Here is an 18,588-nt window from a genome sequence, read left to right on the forward strand (position 1 = left end):
CCCGTCCGCTTCTCTCCGCGCTCAGGCCCCGAAGACCTTGAGCACCACGGCCTTGGCCCGGCGCGTCACCCGGAGATAATTCTCCAGGAACTCGTTGGCCTGGTCCTCCGGCCATCCCGCGGCAAACGCGATCTGGCGCAGTTGCGCACCCGGCCCAGGTAGTTGATCGATCGGCTTGCCACGCACCAGGACCAGCGCGTTGCGCGCCTTCGTCGCGGTCGTCCAGGCGTCCTTCAACAGCGCGACGTCGTTCTCCGACAACAACTCCGCCGCGCCGATGGCATCCAGTGAGTCCAGCGTCGACGTGTTGTGCAGGCTCCGATAGCGGTGCGCATACTTCAGCTGCAGGAGCTGCACCGTCCACTCGATGTCGGCGAGACCACCGCGGCCGAGCTTGGTGTGCGTGGCCGGGTCGGCTCCGCGCGGCAGTCGCTCGGCGTCCACGCGGGCCTTGATCCGGCGGATCTCCCGAACGGCGTCGTTGCTGACACCGCCGGCCGGATACCGCACGTGGTCGATCATGTGCAGGAAGTCGATGCCGAGGGCCTCGTCGCCCGCGACCTGATGCGCCCGGAGCAGCGCCTGGACCTCCCACGGTTGAGCCCACTGCGCGTAGTAGGCGGCGTAGGACGCGAGGGTCCGCACGATCGGACCGTTCCGGCCTTCGGGTCGCAGCCCTGTGTCGACCTCGAGGGGTGGATCCGCGCTCGGGCTCCCCAGCATCGACCGCACGTTCTCGGCGATCGTCTGCGCCCACTTGAGCGCCTCGGACTCCTCGGCGTCCCGATCGGGCTGACACACGAACATCACGTCGGCGTCGGATCCGTAACCCAGCTCGCCACCGCCGAGCCGGCCCATCCCGATCACCGCGATGCGCGCCGGCGCCCGGCTCCCCCGTTCGCGCTCGGAGATGTTGATCGCGACGGTGAGCGCTGCGTTCAGGACCGCCGCCCACACACTGGACAGCGCCTTGCAGACGGCCGGTACGTCCAAAAGTCCCAGCACGTCGGCAGAGGCGATGCGGACCAGCTCGGCCCGACGGTGCGAACGGGCCACGGCCACTGCGCGTTTCATGTCCTGCTGGCGGACCGTCGAGGCGACGAGGCCCTTGGCGACGTCCTCGGGGCGCACGTTGCACAGCTTGGGCCCGTCCGGCCCGTCGGAGTACTGGTGGATCACCTCGGGCGAACGCATCAGCATGTTCGCGATGTACTCCGACGTCCCGAGCACCTTCATCAGCCGCGCCGCCACCACGCCGTCGTCGCGCAGCAGTCGCAGGAACCAGTCGGTGTCCTCCATCACGTCGCACAGCCGGCGGTAGTTCAGCAGGCCGGCATCGGGATCCGGTGTGTCCCCGATGTGTTCGAGCAACTGCGGCAGGATGAGCAGCTGGATCTGACCGCGGCGTCCCGGCGCGTTCGACAGCGCGCGGATATGACTCAGTGCCCGATCGGGTTTCGCGTAACCCAGTGCGGCCAGCCGCCTCTCGGCGGAGGTGTCGGTCAGGGTCAGCTCGTCGGTCTTGAAGCGCGTGACCGCCTCGAGCAGCGGGCGGTAGAACAGCTTCTGGTGCAAGCGGCGGACCCGCAGGCTCTGGTGGCGGATCTGTTCGCGCAGCACCCCAGTCGCGTCGAGTTCGCCCTCTCGCCGGATGTGCGCGGCGCGGGCGAGCCAGCGCAACGCCTCGTGGTCGTCGGGCTGCGGCAGCAGATGCGTCCGGGACATGCGCTGCAGCTGCAGCCGATGTTCGAGGAGACGCAAGAACTGGTACGACGCACTGAGATTCGCGGCGTCGTCGCGTCCGACGTAACCGCCCGCGGTGAGCGCGGCCAGCGCATCGACGGTCGGCATCACGCGCAGGTTCTCGTCCACCCGGCCGTGCACCATCTGCAGGAGCTGGACCGCGAACTCGACGTCGCGCAGACTGCCACGCCCGAGTTTGAGGTTGCGCTCGCGCTCGTCCTCGGGGAGCAGGGATTCGACGCGGCGTCGCATCTTCTGCACTTCGGGCACGAAGTCGGGCCGCTCGGCCGCCTTCCACACCATCGGTTTGACCGCGGCGATGTAATCGTCGGCGAGCTGCATGTCACCGGTCATCGCCCGGGCCTTGAGCAGCGCTTGGAACTCCCAGGTCTTGGCCCACCGTTCGTAGTAGGCCACATGCGATTCCAGGGTTCGGGTCAGCGCTCCGGACTTCCCCTCGGGCCGTAGCGCGGCATCGACCTCGAAGAACGCGAGCGAACCGATGCGCATCATCTCGCCCGCGATCCGCGCCGCGGTACCGTCGGCCGGGTCACTGACGAAGATGACGTCGACGTCGCTGACGTAGTTCAGTTCGCGCGCACCGCATTTGCCCATCGCGACCACGGCGAGCCGGACCGGGATGGGATCGTCCCCGCAGACCTCGGCGAAGGCGACGGCGAGGGCGGCGGTCAGGGCGGCGTCGGCGCAGTCGGACAGGTAGGCACCCACCTCGGGCAACCACATCACCGGTTCGTCCTCGACGGTCGAGGCGACGTCGTGGGCCGCGAGTTGCAGGATCAGGTTGCGGTAGGCCAGGCGGAGTGCGATGACGGCCTTCGGGCCGGTGAGCGCCGACCGGTACACGCGGTTGCCCTTCTCGACCTCGCCCGGAACGGGCTCGGCACCGACGGAGGCGAGCATCAGACGGTCGACCTCGGCACGGTCGGGCAACTCGTCGGCGAGCAGGAGCCGCCAGCTCGACGGTTCGGCGACCAGGTGATCGGCGAGCGCGTCCGACGAACCGATGACCGCGAACAGGCGCCCACGGAATGCGCGCTCCGCGCGCACCAGGCCGTCGATCTCGGACCACTCGTCGCCGACGGCGCTGCGCAACCGCACGAGCGTACGGAGGGCCAGGTCGGCGTCGGGAGACCGCGACAGGGCCCACAACACGTCGACCGATTCTGGCGTGTTCCACCCGAGATCGGCGAGGTTCCGGGGTGCGGAGTCGTCGAGCAGACCCAGCCGGCCCGCGCTGGGGACGGTGCTGCGTCCGGCTCGCCCCGGGGGTCCCGATCGTGTTGTCACATCACAAAAGTAGCGACCGGATCCGATCGGCACGACATCGCGGTCCCCGACCGGGCAAGGCAGCCCTTACAGCGGCAGGTAGTTCTGCAGCTCGAACGGGGTCACGAGGCTGCGGTAATTGGTCCATTCCGTCCACTTGTTGCGCAGGAAGTAGTCGAACACGTGCTCGCCGAGGGCCTCGGCGACCAGCTCCGAGTTCTCCATCTCCTTCAGCGCGTCGGCGAGGCTGCCGGGGAGTTCCTTGTAGCCCATCGCGCGACGCTCGGCCGAGGTGAGCGCCCAGACGTCGTCCTCGGCCTCGTCGGGCAGCTCGTAGTCCTCGTTGATGCCCTTGAGCCCGGCGGCCAGCAGCACCGCGAAGGTCAGGTACGGATTGCAGGCGGAGTCGGGGCTGCGGACCTCGATGCGGCGCGAGGACGCCTTGTTCGGCGTGTAGAGCGGGAGTCGGATCAGCGCCGAGCGGTTGGCGCCGCCCCAGGTGGCCGCGGTCGGCGCCTCACCACCGTGGATGAGCCGCTTGTAGCTGTTCACCCACTGGTTGGTGACCGCACTGATCTCCGAGGCGTGATGCAGGATGCCGGCGATGAACTTCTTTCCGGTGACCGAGAGCTGCATCGGGTCGTCGGGGTTGTGGAAGGCGTTGAGGTCGCCCTCGAACAGGCTGAGGTGGGTGTGCATCGCCGACCCGGGATGCTCACTGAACGGCTTGGGCATGAACGTCGCCCAGACGCCCTCGTTGATCGCGACCTCCTTGATGAGGTAGCGGAACGTCATGACGTTGTCGGCCATCGACAGCGCGTCGGCGTAGCGCAGGTCGATCTCCTGCTGACCGGGCGCGCCCTCGTGGTGGGAGAACTCGACCGAGATGCCCATCGACTCCAGGGCCTCGATGGCATGCCGCCGGAAGTTGGGCGCGGCGTCGTGGACGGCCTGGTCGAAGTACCCCCCGGAGTCCGCGGGAGTCGGCACCGACCCGTCCAGGGGCGCCTCTTTGAGCAGGAAGAACTCGATCTCGGGGTGGACGTAGCAGCTGAAGCCGAGGTCGGCGGCCTTGTTGAGCTGCCGGCGCAGCACATGCCGTGAGTCGGCCCAACTGGGAGTGCCGTCGGGCATCGCGATGTCGCAGAACATCCGCGCGGAATGGTGCCGACCGGCCGAGGTGGTCCACGGCAGCACCTGGAAGGTCGACGGATCGGGCTTGGCCACGGTGTCGGCTTCCGAGACCCGGGAGAATCCCTCGATGGACGAGCCGTCGAAGCCGATACCCTCGGCGAACGCGCCCTCGAGTTCGGCCGGGGCGATCGCCACGGACTTCAGATAACCGAGGACGTCGGTGAACCACAGTCGGACGAAGCGGATGTCGCGCTCTTCGAGGGTCCGCAGCACGAATTCCTTTTGGCGATCCATGGTCGCCGACATTAGAAGTACGCTGTTAAATCCGTGTTACACGCGCAATTCCAACTCGCTGTGCTGCAGTTTTACGGACGGCATCCCACATCGTGAGACGTCCGACCAGTAGCTGGGACGCCGGGCCGGACACGAAATCCCAAGTGAACTGCCGACAGAGACGCACACGGCGATCTCGGACCCCTTTTCGCCTGTGACCAATTGCATAAAGGTGGCAGGTCACAACCGGTCGTCCTGGTGAAACAATGGCCTACGTCCGTGTTCAACCCGGGTACCCGCCGCGCCCTCTCCGGCCAGTCGGGACTCGAGGCAGAAAAGAGACAACGATGTCCGATTCCTCGGTATACGGCGCGTCCGCCCCCGCCCAGTCCGCCAAGCGACGCGTGACCCGCATCCACCACCTCGCGCAGATGAAGGCCGAGGGCGAGAAGTGGTCGATGCTCACCGCATACGACTACTCCTCCGCCCGCATCTTCGACGCCGCCGAGATCCCCGTCCTGCTGGTCGGCGACTCCGCCGCCAACGTCGTCCTGGGCTACGACACCACCATCCCGGTCACCGTCGACGAGATGATCCCGCTCATCCGCGCCGTCGTACGCGGCGCACCGCATGCACTGGTCGTCGCCGACATGCCGTTCGGCAGCTACGAGATCGGTCCGCAACACGCGCTCGAGAACGCGTTCCGGATCTTCAAGGAGACCGGTGCGCACGCGGTGAAGCTCGAGGGCGGCGAACGCGTCGCCCCGCAGATCGCGGCGCTGACCGCGGCCGGCATCCCGGTCATGGCCCACATCGGGTTCACCCCGCAGAGCGTCAACGGGCTCGGCGGCTTCCGTGTCCAGGGCCGCGGGGACGGCGCCGATCAGCTCGTCGCCGACGCCATCGCCGTCCAGGAGGCGGGCGCCTTCGCCGTGGTGATGGAGATGGTGCCGGCCGAGCTCGCCGGGCAGATCACCCGCAAGCTGACCATCCCGACCGTCGGCATCGGCGCGGGCAACGAGACCGACGCGCAGGTGCTCGTGTGGCAGGACATGGCCGGACTCACCCACGGCAAGACCGCGAAGTTCGTCAAGCGCTTCGCCGATGTCGGAGGTGAATTGCGGTCGGCCGCCGAGCAATACGCCGACGAGGTGCGCCGCGGAGTGTTCCCCGGCCCCGAACACAGCTACTGAGAGCCCGGACGCCAGCACTACGCTGGCGTCCATGCGGAACTTCTACCCGGAGATCGAGCCCTACGCCTCCGGCCATCTCGACGTCGGCGACGGCCAGCAGATCCACTGGGAGACCTCCGGCAACCCGGACGGCAAACCCGCCGTGTTCGTGCACGGCGGACCCGGGGGCGGGACGTCCCCCGCGCAGCGCCGGTTCTTCGACCCGGCGAGGTACCGGATCGTCCTGTTCGACCAGCGCGGCTGCGGACAGTCCCGGCCCCACATCGCCGACGGCGCGGACCTCACCGTCAACACGACACCCCATCTCATCGCCGACATGGAGCGCCTCCGTACTCATCTCGGGATCGACCGCTGGCAGGTCTTCGGCGGTTCCTGGGGTTCGACACTCGGTCTGGCCTACGCGCAGGCCCATCCCGACCGGGTCACCGAACTCGTGCTGCGCGGCATCTTCCTGCTGCGGCGCAGCGAGATCGACTGGTACTACAACGGCGGGGCCGCCAACATCTACCCCGATCTGTGGGAGAGCTACCTCGAGCCCATCCCCGTCGACGAACGCGACGGGGACCTCGTCGCGGCCTATCACCGCCTGCTCACCTCCGGGGACGCCGCGACGGCCCGCGCCGCCGCCCGCGCCTGGACGGGTTGGGAGCAGGCGACCAGCTATCTCCTCCCCCGCCCCGACGAGGAGTCGGACGGTTCCTCGACGGACGACCCCCAGAAGAAGGACACCGACCGCTTCGACCTCGCCTTCGCATCGATCGAGAACCACTACTTCGTCAATCACGGATTCCTGCGCGACGGTCAGCTCCTCGACGAGATCGACACGATCGCCTCCATCCCCGGCGTGATCGTGCAGGGCCGCTACGACGTCGTGTGCCCGATGCGCAGCGCCTGGGACCTGCACCGCGCCTGGCCGGCTGCCGATCTCCGCATCGTCGCCGACGCCGGGCACGCGTCGTACGAGCCGGGTATCAGACATCACCTGATCGAGGCCACGGACCGGTTCGCGCGGTAGCCGACGCCAGTACTCCGCGCGCACCACTAAGCTCGACGGACAGCCGTCGAGAAACCAGGAGGAACAGGTGGCCGCATCCGAGCAGGTCGAGGTGGAGCTGAAGTTCGACGTGGACGCCGGACACGTGGCCCCCGACCTGCGGGTGCTGCCCGGCGTCGTCTCGGCGACGACCCCTGAGACGTTCTCACTCGACGCCACCTACTTCGACACCGAGAACCTCGACCTCGCCGGCAACAAGATCACCATGCGGCGGCGTACCGGCGGAAGCGACCAGGGCTGGCACCTCAAGCGCCCCACGGGCATTCCGGGAACCCGGCGAGAGCTGCACGTGGGCTTCGACGAGGCTCCCGCGGACGGCGACGTCCCCGCCGCACTGTCGACGCCGGTCCTGGCCCACATCCGCGAACGCACCCTGATGCCGGTCGCCGTCATCTCCACGACGCGCACCGTGACCCGGTTGCTCGGCGCCGACGACGAGCCGCTCGCCGAACTCGCCGAGGACCTCGTCACCGCCCAGTCGCTCCTGCCCGGCGGTCACAGCCAGCAGTGGGCGGAGTGGGAGTTCGAGCTCCTCGCCGGTGGCACGCCGAAGCTCCTGAAGGCCGCCGACAAAGCGCTGCGTGCCGGGGGCGGCCGCGAGGCGTCGAGCGCGTCGAAACTCGCCCGTGCGATCGGCGCCACCCCGACCGTGCACGAACCGCGCCTGTCCAAGCGACCCACCGCACTCGAACTCGTCGTCACCGACATTGCGCTGCACCGCAATTCGCTGGTCGCCTACGATCCCCTGGTGCGCGTCGACGCCCCCGACGCGGTGCACCAGATGCGCGTGGCGTGCCGCCGCCTGCGCAGCGTGTTGTCGGGCTTCCCCACCGTCCTCGACGCCGAGCGCACCGCCCACATCGGCGCCGAGTTGAAGCTGCTCGCCCAGATCCTCGGCGACGCACGCGATTCAGAGGTGCAGCTCGAGTTGAGCGAATCACTGCTGCGTGGCGAGAACGCCTCGCCGGAGCTGCTCGCCGAGCTCGCCGGCACCGAGGTCACCGCCCACGATCGCGCCCTGCGCGCGGCACACGCCGCGATGTCGTCGAAGCGGTACTTCGCCCTGCTCGACAGCATCGACGGCCTGATCGCGTCGCCCCCACCGGGCCCCGACGCCGACATCCCGGCGACCACGGTCGTCGACAAGGCGATCGCCCGCAGCCGCAAGCACATCCACCGCGCACAGGCTCGTCTCGCCGGCTTCGCCGAGGGTTCCGACGAGTGGGAGGAGCAGCTGCACACCATCCGCAAGCGGGCCAAGCGGCTGCGCTACAGCATCGACGCGACCGAACCGCTCGGCAAGAAGAAGTATCGCGAGGTCGGCGTGGCGGCCAAGAAGATCCAGTCCGCGCTGGGCGATTTCAACGACACCCGGATCAACCGGACGCGACTCGCACAGATCGCCTCGGCCGGCACCCTCGGCGGCCCCGACATGTTCGTACTCGGCCGGATCGACGCCCGGCTCGAGGCCGACGGGCACCGCGCGATCGCCGCGTACCGCCGAGTCGCCAAGGAACTCTGACCAACCGGCCGCTGGTTGAGCCGGCACCGAGCGGAGCGAGGCGCCGAGTCGAAGCCACTCTGCAAACCACGGCTCAGACCCGACGGAACTCCACCGTCCGGGTCACTTCGTCGGCTTTGGTGAGTTCGACGACCACGCGGTCGCCGGGGCGTAGATCACCCGCGCAGCGCGCGACCACCGGCGGATCGGACAGGAAGATCTGCGCCTGCCTGCGCTCGGTCGCGCCCGACATCACCACCGCGTCGAACCGCTCACCCACCCGCTCCCGCAGAATCACCGCTTCGGCGAGGTCGATGCTCGCGCGATCCGCGGTGGCGCCGAGAGTGTCGGCCGACCGCAGGATCTTGGGCAGCGTCGGCAACGCGCGGTGCACCCAGTCCGGTACCGGCGTACCGGATGCGATCGCCAGACACACCTCGGTGGCGAACCGGTCCCCGAGCCGCCGCAGCGGTGCGGTGACATGGGCATAGAGCCCACCGATCGCCGAATGCCGCATCAGCGCGTCATCGACGGGCTCGTCGGGTCCGGTGAGGGCGAGGTAGTTGGCACCCCGCATGAGCCCGGCCGCGGCCGATTGCAGGGCGAGCGTGCTCGGCTCGCCACCCGGTAGCCCCGCCAGGAACCGGCCCACCGGCAAGCCGGCCGGCCACTGAACCCCGAGGGCCCGGGCAGCGGCACGCAGATCCTCGATCGCGTCCTCCTCGGCCGGCGGCAGGGTGCGCAGCAGCCCGACACCGGCCTCGGTCATGATCGTGCCCGCGCACATCCCGGCCAGCAGCGACACCTGCGAGTTCCACATGTCGGCGGGTGTGTGTGCCTCGAGATCAAGACGCCACCCGTCGGCCGTGCGGACGACCGTCTGGTCGGGCAGGTCGAGTTCGACCGCGCCCCGCGCCAGCGCGACCTCGCGTCGCAGTTCGCCGAATGCGGGCAGGGCGGCGATGGCGGGATGCAGCCGGCCGGCGGCTGCATCGGCCGAGACCCCGGCGTAGTCGAGGCGCGCGACCGAGGCGATGCGGGACCGCCGCACCCGGACATCGGTCACCGATCCGTCGCCGGCCACCCGGATGGTCCACAGCACACACAGTCTGACCTGCTCCGGCAGAAGGGAACCCGCGCCCTCGGACAGTGCGCGAGGGTGCAACGGGACCGAGCCGTCGGGGAAGTACACGGTCGCGCCGCGTCGTCGACTCTCCTGGTCGAGAGCACCTTCGGGGGTGATGAGTGCCGCGACATCGGCGATCGCGTAGTCGACGACGAACCCGTCGCCGTCGGCGGTGAGGTGCACCGCCTGGTCGAGATCTCGGGAGGTCGGCGGGTCGATCGTGACGAAGGGGACGCCGGTGTGGTCCTCGCGGACGTCGGCGTACCGGTCGGCACCCGGAGCGCCGGAGTCGATCATCTGCGCGGTGGCCCGGGCTTCGGCGAGGGCATCGTCGCCGTACTCCTCGTCGACGCCCAGTTCGGTGCGTATACCGGCGAAGTCGATGTCGGGGGCGGAGAGGATGCGCTTCACTCCCCCAACCCTAGAGAAGAGTGAGGCGAACGAGTCGGCACGTAAGCCGGATCCTGTTCCCGCACGGTCGTGAGACCGCGTGGGCGGCGACCATCCATCTGGGCACACCGTCGCCGGGTACCTCGAGCGGCCCACCCGCGGGCTGGGGCGAGCAGCCCTCGTGACGCCCGCGCACACGCACCGTGAGGTGCGTGCTTCGGCCTTGCTCCGGGTGGGGTTTACCGAGCCGGCACGGTCACCCGTGCCGCTGGTGCGCTCTTACCGCACCGTTTCACCCTTACCGACCTCGCGGCCGGCGGTCTGTTCTCTGTGGCACTGTCCCGCGGGTCACCCCGGGTTGCCGTTGACAACCACCCTGCTCTGCGGAGTCCGGACTTTCCTCGATGCGCGGCGTGGCGGGAGACCGCCCGTTCCGCGCCCCGCGGCCGCCCGGCCGACTCGTTCGCGCACTCAGGATACGCCCGGGGCGACGGCACAAAACATCCGCGGTCAGACGTGCCAGTGCGCGGCGTCGTTGACGAGCCGCACGACGGAGCCGCCGTCGTCGAAGTACTCGGCGATCGACACCGACGCGAGGTCGAGGTGCAGCCGGAACAGCAGTTCGGGTCCGACGCCGAGCGCGTCCTGCAGCAGCGTCTTGATGGGCGTGACATGCGAGACCAGCACCACGGTCTGACCCGGATACCTCTGCAGCAGTTCGGCTTTCGTCCGCGAAATACGTTCGGCGACCTGCGCGAAGCTCTCCCCGCCGGGCGCGGGCACGGTGATGTCGGACAGCCACGCGCGGTGCAGATCCGGGTCACGCTGCGACGCCTCGGTGAACGTCAGACCCTCCCAGTCACCGAAGTCGTTCTCGATCAGCCCGGGATGTTCGACGACGTCGATCCCGGTCAGCACGGCGACCTCCTCGGCCGTCGATCGTGCACGCCGCAGCGGCGAGGTCACGATCGCGGCGATCCCCTCCTCGCGCACCACGCGCGCGGCGGCGGCGCGGGCCTGGCGTCGGCCCTCGTCGGTGAGGTCGGGATTGCCCCGCCCGGAGTAGCGCCGCTCCACCGACAGCGGCGTCTGGCCGTGCCGGAGCAGGATCAACCGGGTCGGGTCGCTGCGCCGACCCTGCCACGACGGCGCCTTGGTCGCCGAATCTCCCTCGGGGACAGACTCTTCGGCGGTCGCGGTCATGTATCTAGATCCCGGACTCGGCGGTCCGCACGAGGATCGCGCCGCACTCCTCGCACCGGATCACCTCGTCGGACTGCGCCGCGGCGATGGTGGCGATGGTCCCGCGGTCGAGTTCCATCCGGCAGGCACCGCATCGGCGTGCCCGCAGCAGGCCGGCGCCGATACGGCCGCCGGCACGTTGTTTGTCGTACATCGCGAGCAGCGGCGCATCGATCTCGGCTTCGAGGGTCTCGCGGCGCTCCCGCGCGCGCGACAGGTCCTCGTCGATGGTCCCGAGGGACTTGTCGCGCCGGACCTGCGCTTCGGCGACCTTCTCCTCGAGGTGGCTGATGGTCGCCGCGGCCCGGGTGCGTTCGGACTCGACGGCCTCCTGCTGCTCCATCAGCGACAGCATCTCGTCTTCGAGCACCGCTCGCCGGCGACCCAGGCCCGCGAGCTCGTGTTGCAACTCCGACAACGCTTTCGGCGCCAGGCCACCGGCGGTCAACAGGGCCGAGTCCTTGGCCTCACGGTTGGCCATACCGGTCACCTCGGAGTCGATCCGGCGGTACTCGCGTCCGAGGTCCTCGGCGGCGATCTCCGCGCGCACCAGATCGTCACGGGCGGCATCGATCGCGGAATTGTGTTCGGCGATCTCGGCGTCCTCCGGCAGGGTCTTGCGGCGATGAACGAGACGATTGATCTCGGCATCGGAGTCCGCGAGATCGAGCAGCAGTCGCTGCACGGCGGCGTCGACTTTCATTGCGGTCTCCTCTTCGGCGAAAGTCCCCCCACCGTACGCGGGGGGCGCGCGAGAGCCGGCGGCGGCTCGGTTTCTCCCGAGTCAGCCCGCACTGTGCAGCGCGAACGGATCGGTCGGCGCCTCGAAGACACTCACCGGCGTGCCCAATTCGGCCTCGAGCAACGCTTCGACCTGCGCACACCACGGGAACTCGGTCGCCCAGTGTCCGGCGTCGACCAGGGCCGGCCCACCGTCGCGCAGACTCTCGTCGACCGGATGATGACGGAGATCACCGGTCAGGTAGACGTCGACGCCGAGACCGTGGACACGTCCGAGCAAGGAGTCCCCGGCCCCGCCGCACACCGCGACGGTCCGCACCAGCGCGTCCGGGTCTCCCGCGGCGCGGACACCCGCCGGGGTTCGCAACACCCGGGCGGCCTCGGCGACGAAGTCGCGCAACGTCATCGGCTCGGTGAGCGACCCGACGCGACCCAGCCCGACGTCGCTGCCCAGGTCGGCCAGTTCGAACACGTCGAAGGCCGGCTCCTCGTACGGGTGCGCGTCGCGTAAGGCGCGCAAGACGCCGGCCCGCAGTCCGCGCGAGGCGACCATCTCGACCCGCGCCTCGTCGACGTGGGTGCGCATCCCGATCTCGCCGATCGTCGGTGAGGCGTCGTCGCCGGCCTCGAATTGCCCGGTTCCGACGACCGTCCACGAGCAGTCCCGGTAGTCGCCGATCGCCCCCGCACCCGCGGCGAACATCGCCTCGCTGACCTGCTCGACGTTGCCCTCCGGCACCATCACGACCCACTTGTCCATTGCCGCAACCGGTTTCGGGTCGATGGGGACGGTGCCGCGCAGCCCGAGCCGGTCGGCCAGCGCGTCGGAGACGCCGGGCCGCGCACTGTCGGCGTTGGTGTGTGCGCACAGTAGCGCGATCCCGTTGCGGATCAGCCGATGGACGATCCGGCCCTTGGGGGTGTCGGCGGCCACGGTGGTGACACCGCGCAGGAGGAGCGGGTGATGGGCGACGACGATCCCTGCGCCGGCCGCGACCGCGGCGTCGACCACCGCATCGGTGACGTCCACGCACACCAGCACGCCGCGCGCCGGGTCGGCCCGGTCGCCACACACCAGACCGACCGCATCCCACGATTCGGCGAGGGCGGGCGGATAAGCCCGCTCCACGACGTCGACCACGTCGCCCACCGTCACAGTCGCGTCAGACGCGTTCGCCGGTTCCACTGTCGATCTCCTCTCGTACCAACTCGATCGCCCGCGTGAGCGCGCGGACCTGCGGAAGTGCCCGGACGGCAAGACGAAGATGCGAGTCGCCGAGGCCGACGAAATTGGCGCAGCTGCGCACCGCGAATCCGTGGCGGATCAGCCGCTGCTTCACCTCGGTGGCGTGGTTCATCTCGACGAGCAGGAAGGGCGCCGCGGGCTCGGCCGCCACTCGGAGCCCGATCCGCGTCAGCTCGGCGACCATCTCGCTGCGCTCGTCGGCGACCCGCCGCGCGACCGCGGCGCAGTATCGCTGCCCCTGTTGCTCGACACAGGCGGTCAGCGCGGCCAGCGCGGGGGTCGACACGGCCCACGGTCGTCGGCCGGCACGGAGTCGATCGAGCAGGTCGACCGGCCCGAGCAGATAACCCGCGCGGAGTCCAGCGAGACCGAAAGTCTTTGTCACACTGCGGATCACGAGTAGGTCGGGCCAGTCGACCGAGGCGAGGGACTGGGGTTCGAGTGACCCGTCGGCGCCCAGGGTGAGGTCGGCGAAGGCCTCGTCGACGACGAGGATCCGTCCCGGCCTGCGCAATGCGGCGATGGCCTCGACCGGGTGCAGCACCGACGTCGGGTTCGTGGGATTGCCCATGATGACGAGATCGGCGTCGTCCGGCACGGTGGTCCCGCTGTCTCCCGGACCGGGCAGCTCCCAGGGTGCGGTCAGCGCGACCTGCGTGATCGGGATGCCCGCGGCGCGGAGCACGACCTCCGGCTCGGTGAACGACGGCTGGATCAGGGCCGCGTGACGAGCCCCCAGTCGCGGGAGCATCTCGAACCCGTCGGCGGCTCCGGAGAGCAGCAGCACTTCCTCGGGGCGACGGCCGTGTGCTGCGGCGATCGCGTCGACGGCGCGTCGCTCCTGCACTCCGGTCGGATATCGCGCGAGATCGTCGAGTCCCGACCGGATGGCGTCGAGGACGAACGCGGGCGGTGTACCGCGGACGTTCACGGCGAAGTCGACGAGCCCCGGCGCGGCGTCCTGGTCGCCGTGACGTTCCGGGTCGGTCAGATCGGCGCGCGGCGGCGGTGTCCCGGCCGGGCCGGTCTCGACGTCGAGCGCGTCGTACCCAACTGTCATGTGTTCAGACCTTACGTGCACGATGGAGAGGTGACGACGACGCCGGATCCCCGCCATCCCGAGACCGTCCTACTCGTCGACCTCGACGGCACGGTCACCGACAGTTTCGCAGGTATCGAGAACAGCTTTCGGCATGCTCTCGCCGTGGTCGGGGCGCCCGAGCCCGATCCGCGCATCGTGGCCGGCATCGCCGGGCCGCCGATGATCGACACGCTGGATGCCCTGGGACTCTCGCCCGAGACGGCCGACAAGGCGATGCGCGCGTACCGAGAGCGATACACCGAGGTGGGCTGGTTGGAGAACTCGGTGTTCGACGGGATGGCCGAGTTGCTCGCCGATCTGGCCGCCGGCGGCCGGACCCTGGCGATCGCGACGTCGAAGAACCAGACCACCGCGCGTCGGATCCTCGAGCACTTCGGTCTGGCCGGACACTTCCGCTACATCGCCGGGGCCAGCGACGACGGCACCCGCCGCGAGAAAGCCGACGTGATCGCCTCCGCCCTCGCCGAACTCGGACTGCCCACCGACCCGCAGACCGGGCACGTGACCACTCCGGTCGTGATGATCGGCGACCGCAGCCATGACGTGCTGGGCGCGGCCGAATTCGGCATCTCAGCGATTCTCGTGCGGTGGGGTTACGCTCTGGGCGGGGAGGACCAGGGTGCGACCTGGGTGGTCGAGTCCGTGGCCGAACTCCGCGACGTCCTGGGTGCGTGACCAGCACCCGACGATCAGCGCAGGCGCAATCGACTTGTTGGGGTAGCAGTGTCTGACGAACTTCACATCTGCTTCGTGTGTACGGGCAACATCTGCCGGTCACCGATGGCGCAGAACATCTTCCGAACGGCACTCGACGACGCCGGACTCGGCGGCAAGGTGCGCGTGTCCAGTTGCGGGACGAGCGGCTATCACATCGGTGAGCCGGCCGACAATCGCGCGCGAACCGAATTGGTCGCGCACGGCTACTCCGACGCACATGTCGCCGCGTTGATCGGACCCGAACATTTCGAGGCCGACCTTCTGCTCGCGATGGACGAGGGCCACGTGCGCGAACTCGAACGCAAACGTCTCGGCGACCGCACACGACTGCTGCGCTCGTTCGATCCGTCCGCGCCCGCCGACGACCTCGATCTCGCCGACCCGTACTACGGCACCCCCGACGACTTCGTGGTGACACGCGAACAGATCGAGGGTTCGATGCCGGGCCTGATCGACTGGGTGCGGGCCGAACTCGGGGTGTCCTGATCCGAAAGAACCACAAAACCGCCGGTCTGTCCTCTGCTCCCTGAGGAGCGCCCGCATTGACAAGACTCGTTGCCCTCGGAGCGAGCCCAACTACTGCTCCCTGAGGAGCGCCCGCATTGACAAGACTCGTTGCCCTCGGAGCGAGCCCAACTACTGCTCCCTGAGGAGGCCGGAGCTTGCGGAGGCCGTCACGAAGGGTCTTGAAGAGGTCGGTTGCGAAGACCCTTCGTGACGCGCCCTCCGCAAGCTCCAGGCGCTCCTCAGGGAGCAGGGGGCGGGTCGTTCTTTCGGATCAGGGACTCAGTCTCAGGCCGCCGGCGCGATGAGATTGTGCACGAAGCGGATCTTTGTCAGAACCGTCTCGGGCAGCACGAACGGGTAGAGGTCGGGATGGCCCATCGACCGGTTGATCTGGTTGAGCGCCCACGTCAGCGGTAGCCACTCGTCGATGACCCGGTCGAATCCCACGTCCCCGGGCGGCACCCCGTCGAAGGTCGTGCCCGCGGGCGCCATGGCGAACGCCGCTGCGGTGTCGAGCGTGTCGCGGATGTGCAGGTAGTGCGCGAACGTCTCCGCGAAATCCTCCGCCGGGTGCATCGTCGCGTATGAGGACACGAAGTCCTGCCGCCAGCCCTCGGGAGCGCCCTCGCTGTAGTGGCGGTCGAGAGCCGCCTGATAGTCGTCGTCGGGGTTTCCGAACAGCTCCTCGAAGCCCGCTCGTCGCTCGTCGGTGATGAGGACGAGTTGGTAGTAGTGGCCGATCTCATGCCGGAAGTGCCCGAGGACGGTCCGGTACGGTTCGGCGAGTTCGACGCGCATCTGTTCGCGGTGGACGTCGTCCCCCTCGGCGAGGTCGAGGGTGATGACGCCGTTCGCATGACCGGTGATGACCGACTGCTTCGCACTGGAGAGCAGGTCGAAGGCCAGCCCGGACTCCGGGTTCTCCTCCCGGGTCTCGATGGGGAGCCCGAGTTCGTCGAGTTCCAGGATGAGGCGACGCTTGGCGGTCTCGGTCTGGCCGAAGATGACCAGCGCCTCGGGATCGTCGTCGCCGGGACGGGTACGGGTGAGGCGGCACGACTCACACATGGTCGGCTTGCCGCTCCACTTCACCAGCCAATTGCATTGCGCGACCTTGGTATTGGCACAGCGTTCGAGCAGCACGCCGTCCACCTCCACGCGCGCCTGGTCGTCGAGGACGTGGATGGTCCTGGTCTTCAGCCAGAAGCCGAGCGGGCTCCGGCAGTTCAGACACAGACTGTTCTCGAAGGAGAGACGCTGACCGCACTTCAAGCAGAGGAAGTCTCGCATTTCGATCAGGCTACCCCCGCTCGGTAGCCTGGGCGGTGTGCACGTACTGCGAACGATCCTCCGGCCCGGGTGGATTGCCCTCGGTCTCGTGGTCGCGGCGTTCGCGGTGGCCTGCTTCACCCTGCTCGCGCCCTGGCAGCTGGGCAAGAACTCCGACACCGAACGCCGCAACGACCTGATCCGCACTGCCACGTCGATCGAGACGGCACCGTTGGCGGAGGTGGCGCCGTCGTCGACCTTCGTGCCGTCCTCGGAGTGGCGTTCGGTCGCGGTGACCGGGCGGTACCTGACGGACCGGCAGGCTCTCGTCCGGCTCCGCAACGTCGATCAGCGCCCCGCGGTGGAGGTGCTCACCCCGTTCGCGGTCAGCGGGTCCGACCGGGTCATCCTCGTCAACCGCGGTTTCGTCCGCCCGGTCGAGGGAGCGGTCCCCGACATCCCGGCCCCGCCCGTCGGCGAGCAAACCGTCGACGGCCGCATCCGGGCCGCCGAGAGCGTGAGCACCGACCGCGGCACACGCGTCGAGAACGGCGCACTGACCGTCGCGACCATCAACCCGGGGCTGGTGTCCGCGGCGACGTCCACCCCGATGGACGACTTCTACCTGCAGCTCTCCCCCGACCAGCCGGGCTCGCTCGGCGAGATCCCGCTGCCCCAGCTCGACACCGGCCCCTACCTGTCGTACGGCCTGCAGTGGCTCGCCTTCGGCGTGATGGCCCCCCTCGGCGTCGGCTACTTCCTCTACTCCGAGATCCGCGCCCGTCGCCGGGCTGCCGCTGCGGCCACCGAGACATCGGCGACCGCGGCCGCCGACACCGCCGTCGACCAGCCGTCCGACCCGGTCGCCGCTGCCACCACGACCGTCGAGTCCCGCTCCCAGCGCCGGCAGCACCGTCGAGAGGAATTGCGGGCCGCCGCCGGGACGACGGTGACCCAGCAGGTCGGCGACATCGGCCATGGCCCGCGCGCCGGTGACGAATCCGGCGACGTCCGCGACAAGCTCACCCGGCGATACGGCGGCTGAGCCGCCTCGCCGCGGCTCCGACGCCCGGTCGTACCACGGCGACGACCGCGCAGGTGAGCACCGTCGCGCGTTGCACGCGCCGCGACAAGGCGACCGCGGCCCGGAGATCGGCCGGCCCCGGCGCCGGTCCGGAACCGAGCGTCGGACGCATCTCGACGCCGTACGGGTAGACGGTCCGACCGCCCAGCTGCACCCCCAGCGCCCCGGCGAACCCGGCTTCGACGACCCCCGCGTTCGGACTCGGGTGGGCACTGCTGTCCCGGCGCCACGCCGCGATCGTCCGCCGCGGGGCGCCGCCGATCACCACCAGCAGCGAACCCGCCAGCCGCGCGGGCAGCAGGTTCACGAGATCGTCGAGGCGCGCGGCCGCCCAGCCGAAGTTCCGGTAGCGCTCACTCCGATAGCCGACCATCGCATCGAGCGTGTTGACCGCCCGATACCCCAGCACTCCGGGGACACCCGCCAGTGCACCCCACACCAGCGGACCGACGGTCGCATCGGAGGTGTTCTCGGCGATCGACTCGAGAGCTGCACGGCAGAGCCCCGCCTCGTCGAGTGACTCCGGGTCCCGGCCGCACAGGCTGGGAATGAGCGCTCGCGCACCCTCGAGGTCCTCGGCCTCCAACGCTTGCGCGACCGCATCGCCGACCCGACACAGCGACGTGCCGCCCAGCGCCACCCACGTCGACGCCGCGGTCACCGCGACGCCGACGACGCCTGCAGATCGCCGACCGGGCAACGCCGCGAGCGCCACCGTCGAACCGACCATCACCCCGACCAGCCCGACGCCCGCCGCCCGCGAGTCCCGGTACATACGCCGCTCGACCGCACCCGTCAGCCGTCCGAATCCGGCCACCGGGTGACCGCGCGACGGATCACCGAACAGCTCGTCGAGCACGAACCCGGCCACCAACCCCGCCGCGGTGACGTCACCACGACGGCGATCGGGGTGCGGACTACGGAAACGCGACGGTCTGGGCACCGCGCGATGGTATCCACAGATGGTCGTGCCACACTT

Annotated in this window: 15 protein-coding genes and 1 other RNA gene; 6 read left to right on the plus strand and 10 right to left on the minus strand. The window is 69.4% G+C overall.

The features are described 5' to 3' along the window. Positions 1–21: 21 nt before the first annotated feature. Both LEL84_RS06160 and glnA read right to left on the minus strand, forming a co-directional pair. Positions 22–3,051 carry a bifunctional [glutamine synthetase] adenylyltransferase/[glutamine synthetase]-adenylyl-L-tyrosine phosphorylase gene (locus LEL84_RS06160; RefSeq protein ID WP_226513570.1) on the minus strand — a complete coding sequence of 1,010 codons (3,030 nt, stop codon included), beginning with the start codon at positions 3,049–3,051 and terminating at the stop codon, positions 22–24. Between the two features lie 66 nt (positions 3,052–3,117). Beyond that, positions 3,118–4,458: a type I glutamate--ammonia ligase gene (glnA, locus tag LEL84_RS06165; RefSeq protein ID WP_226513571.1), complete on the minus strand. Its 1,341-nt coding sequence runs from the start codon at positions 4,456–4,458 to the stop codon at positions 3,118–3,120. A 326-nt stretch (positions 4,459–4,784) separates the two neighbouring features. On the opposite strand from glnA, the gene panB reads away from it, so the two are divergent. From panB to LEL84_RS06180, 3 genes are all read left to right on the plus strand, one after another. Further along, positions 4,785–5,630, plus strand: a complete 846-nt coding sequence (gene panB, locus LEL84_RS06170) for a 3-methyl-2-oxobutanoate hydroxymethyltransferase (RefSeq protein ID WP_226513572.1) — start codon at positions 4,785–4,787, stop codon at positions 5,628–5,630. Between the two features lie 31 nt (positions 5,631–5,661). Beyond that, complete coding sequence (pip, locus tag LEL84_RS06175) at positions 5,662–6,645, plus strand: prolyl aminopeptidase (protein ID WP_078112787.1); 984 nt, start codon at positions 5,662–5,664, stop codon at positions 6,643–6,645. A 67-nt stretch (positions 6,646–6,712) separates the two neighbouring features. Next, entirely contained in the window at positions 6,713–8,206 is a 1,494-nt protein-coding gene (locus LEL84_RS06180) for a CYTH and CHAD domain-containing protein (protein WP_065630068.1), read from the plus strand. 73 nt (positions 8,207–8,279) lie between these two features. Here LEL84_RS06180 and LEL84_RS06185 read toward each other — a convergent pair whose 3' ends face one another. From LEL84_RS06185 to cobC, 6 genes are all read right to left on the minus strand, one after another. After that, positions 8,280–9,722 carry an RNB domain-containing ribonuclease gene (locus LEL84_RS06185; protein ID WP_226513573.1) on the minus strand — a complete coding sequence of 481 codons (1,443 nt, stop codon included), beginning with the start codon at positions 9,720–9,722 and terminating at the stop codon, positions 8,280–8,282. Positions 9,723–9,748: 26 nt separating this feature from the next. Further along, positions 9,749–10,163, minus strand: an RNA gene (gene rnpB / locus LEL84_RS06190) — RNase P RNA component class A. 48 nt (positions 10,164–10,211) lie between these two features. After that, on the minus strand, positions 10,212–10,904 hold the full coding sequence (locus tag LEL84_RS06195; protein WP_226513574.1) for a histidine phosphatase family protein: 693 nt from the start codon (positions 10,902–10,904) through the stop codon (positions 10,212–10,214). Between the two features lie 4 nt (positions 10,905–10,908). Then, entirely contained in the window at positions 10,909–11,646 is a 738-nt protein-coding gene (locus LEL84_RS06200) for a zinc ribbon domain-containing protein (protein ID WP_226513575.1), read from the minus strand. 81 nt (positions 11,647–11,727) lie between these two features. Beyond that, positions 11,728–12,870 (minus strand): Nif3-like dinuclear metal center hexameric protein, encoded by a 1,143-nt coding sequence (locus LEL84_RS06205; protein ID WP_078112783.1) that lies wholly within the window; start codon positions 12,868–12,870, stop codon positions 11,728–11,730. Continuing rightward, a complete protein-coding gene (gene cobC / locus LEL84_RS06210) occupies positions 12,848–13,990 on the minus strand; it encodes an Rv2231c family pyridoxal phosphate-dependent protein CobC (RefSeq protein ID WP_078112782.1) in 1,143 nt (380 codons plus the stop codon). The genes LEL84_RS06205 and cobC overlap by 23 nt, the downstream gene beginning before the upstream one ends. Before the next feature lie 30 nt (positions 13,991–14,020). Between cobC and LEL84_RS06215 the strand changes: the two genes are divergently transcribed. Both LEL84_RS06215 and LEL84_RS06220 read left to right on the plus strand, forming a co-directional pair. Then, the gene (locus LEL84_RS06215; protein ID WP_078112869.1) at positions 14,021–14,707 is read left to right on the plus strand and encodes an HAD hydrolase-like protein; all 687 of its coding nucleotides are present in this window, start codon (positions 14,021–14,023) and stop codon (positions 14,705–14,707) included. A gap of 48 nt (positions 14,708–14,755) precedes the next feature. Further along, positions 14,756–15,235, plus strand: coding sequence for a low molecular weight protein-tyrosine-phosphatase (locus tag LEL84_RS06220; RefSeq protein ID WP_058253128.1), 480 nt, complete (start codon positions 14,756–14,758; stop codon positions 15,233–15,235). Between the two features lie 306 nt (positions 15,236–15,541). On the opposite strand, the gene LEL84_RS06225 is transcribed toward LEL84_RS06220, so the two are convergent. Next, positions 15,542–16,546: a putative zinc-binding metallopeptidase gene (locus tag LEL84_RS06225; protein ID WP_058253129.1), complete on the minus strand. Its 1,005-nt coding sequence runs from the start codon at positions 16,544–16,546 to the stop codon at positions 15,542–15,544. A 37-nt stretch (positions 16,547–16,583) separates the two neighbouring features. Here LEL84_RS06225 and LEL84_RS06230 point away from each other — a divergent pair, with 37 nt between their 5' ends. Further along, complete coding sequence (locus tag LEL84_RS06230) at positions 16,584–17,570, plus strand: SURF1 family protein (protein ID WP_176455916.1); 987 nt, start codon at positions 16,584–16,586, stop codon at positions 17,568–17,570. Here the strand turns inward: LEL84_RS06230 and LEL84_RS06235 are convergent. Next, positions 17,548–18,552, minus strand: coding sequence for a cobalamin biosynthesis protein (locus tag LEL84_RS06235; protein ID WP_058253130.1), 1,005 nt, complete (start codon positions 18,550–18,552; stop codon positions 17,548–17,550). The two genes, LEL84_RS06230 and LEL84_RS06235, sit on opposite strands and share 23 nt — an antisense overlap. Positions 18,553–18,588: the final 36 nt, after the last annotated feature.

Origin of the sequence: Gordonia sp. WA4-43, from assembly GCF_020520305.1 — a bacterium.
GTDB classification, from domain to species: domain Bacteria; phylum Actinomycetota; class Actinomycetes; order Mycobacteriales; family Mycobacteriaceae; genus Gordonia; species Gordonia hongkongensis.

Excerpts from the sequence above, each read along its gene's own strand:
- glnA (WP_226513571.1), bottom strand. The coding sequence starts at position 4,458 with ATGGATCGCCAAAAGGAATTCGTGCTGCGGACCCTCGAAGAGCGCGAC.
- panB (WP_226513572.1), top strand. The coding sequence starts at position 4,785 with ATGTCCGATTCCTCGGTATACGGCGCGTCCGCCCCCGCCCAGTCCGCC.
- pip (WP_078112787.1), top strand. The coding sequence starts at position 5,662 with ATGCGGAACTTCTACCCGGAGATCGAGCCCTACGCCTCCGGCCATCTC.
- LEL84_RS06195 (WP_226513574.1), bottom strand. The coding sequence starts at position 10,904 with ATGACCGCGACCGCCGAAGAGTCTGTCCCCGAGGGAGATTCGGCGACC.
- LEL84_RS06200 (WP_226513575.1), bottom strand. The coding sequence starts at position 11,646 with ATGAAAGTCGACGCCGCCGTGCAGCGACTGCTGCTCGATCTCGCGGAC.
- cobC (WP_078112782.1), bottom strand. The coding sequence starts at position 13,990 with ATGACAGTTGGGTACGACGCGCTCGACGTCGAGACCGGCCCGGCCGGG.
- LEL84_RS06225 (WP_058253129.1), bottom strand. The coding sequence starts at position 16,546 with ATGCGAGACTTCCTCTGCTTGAAGTGCGGTCAGCGTCTCTCCTTCGAG.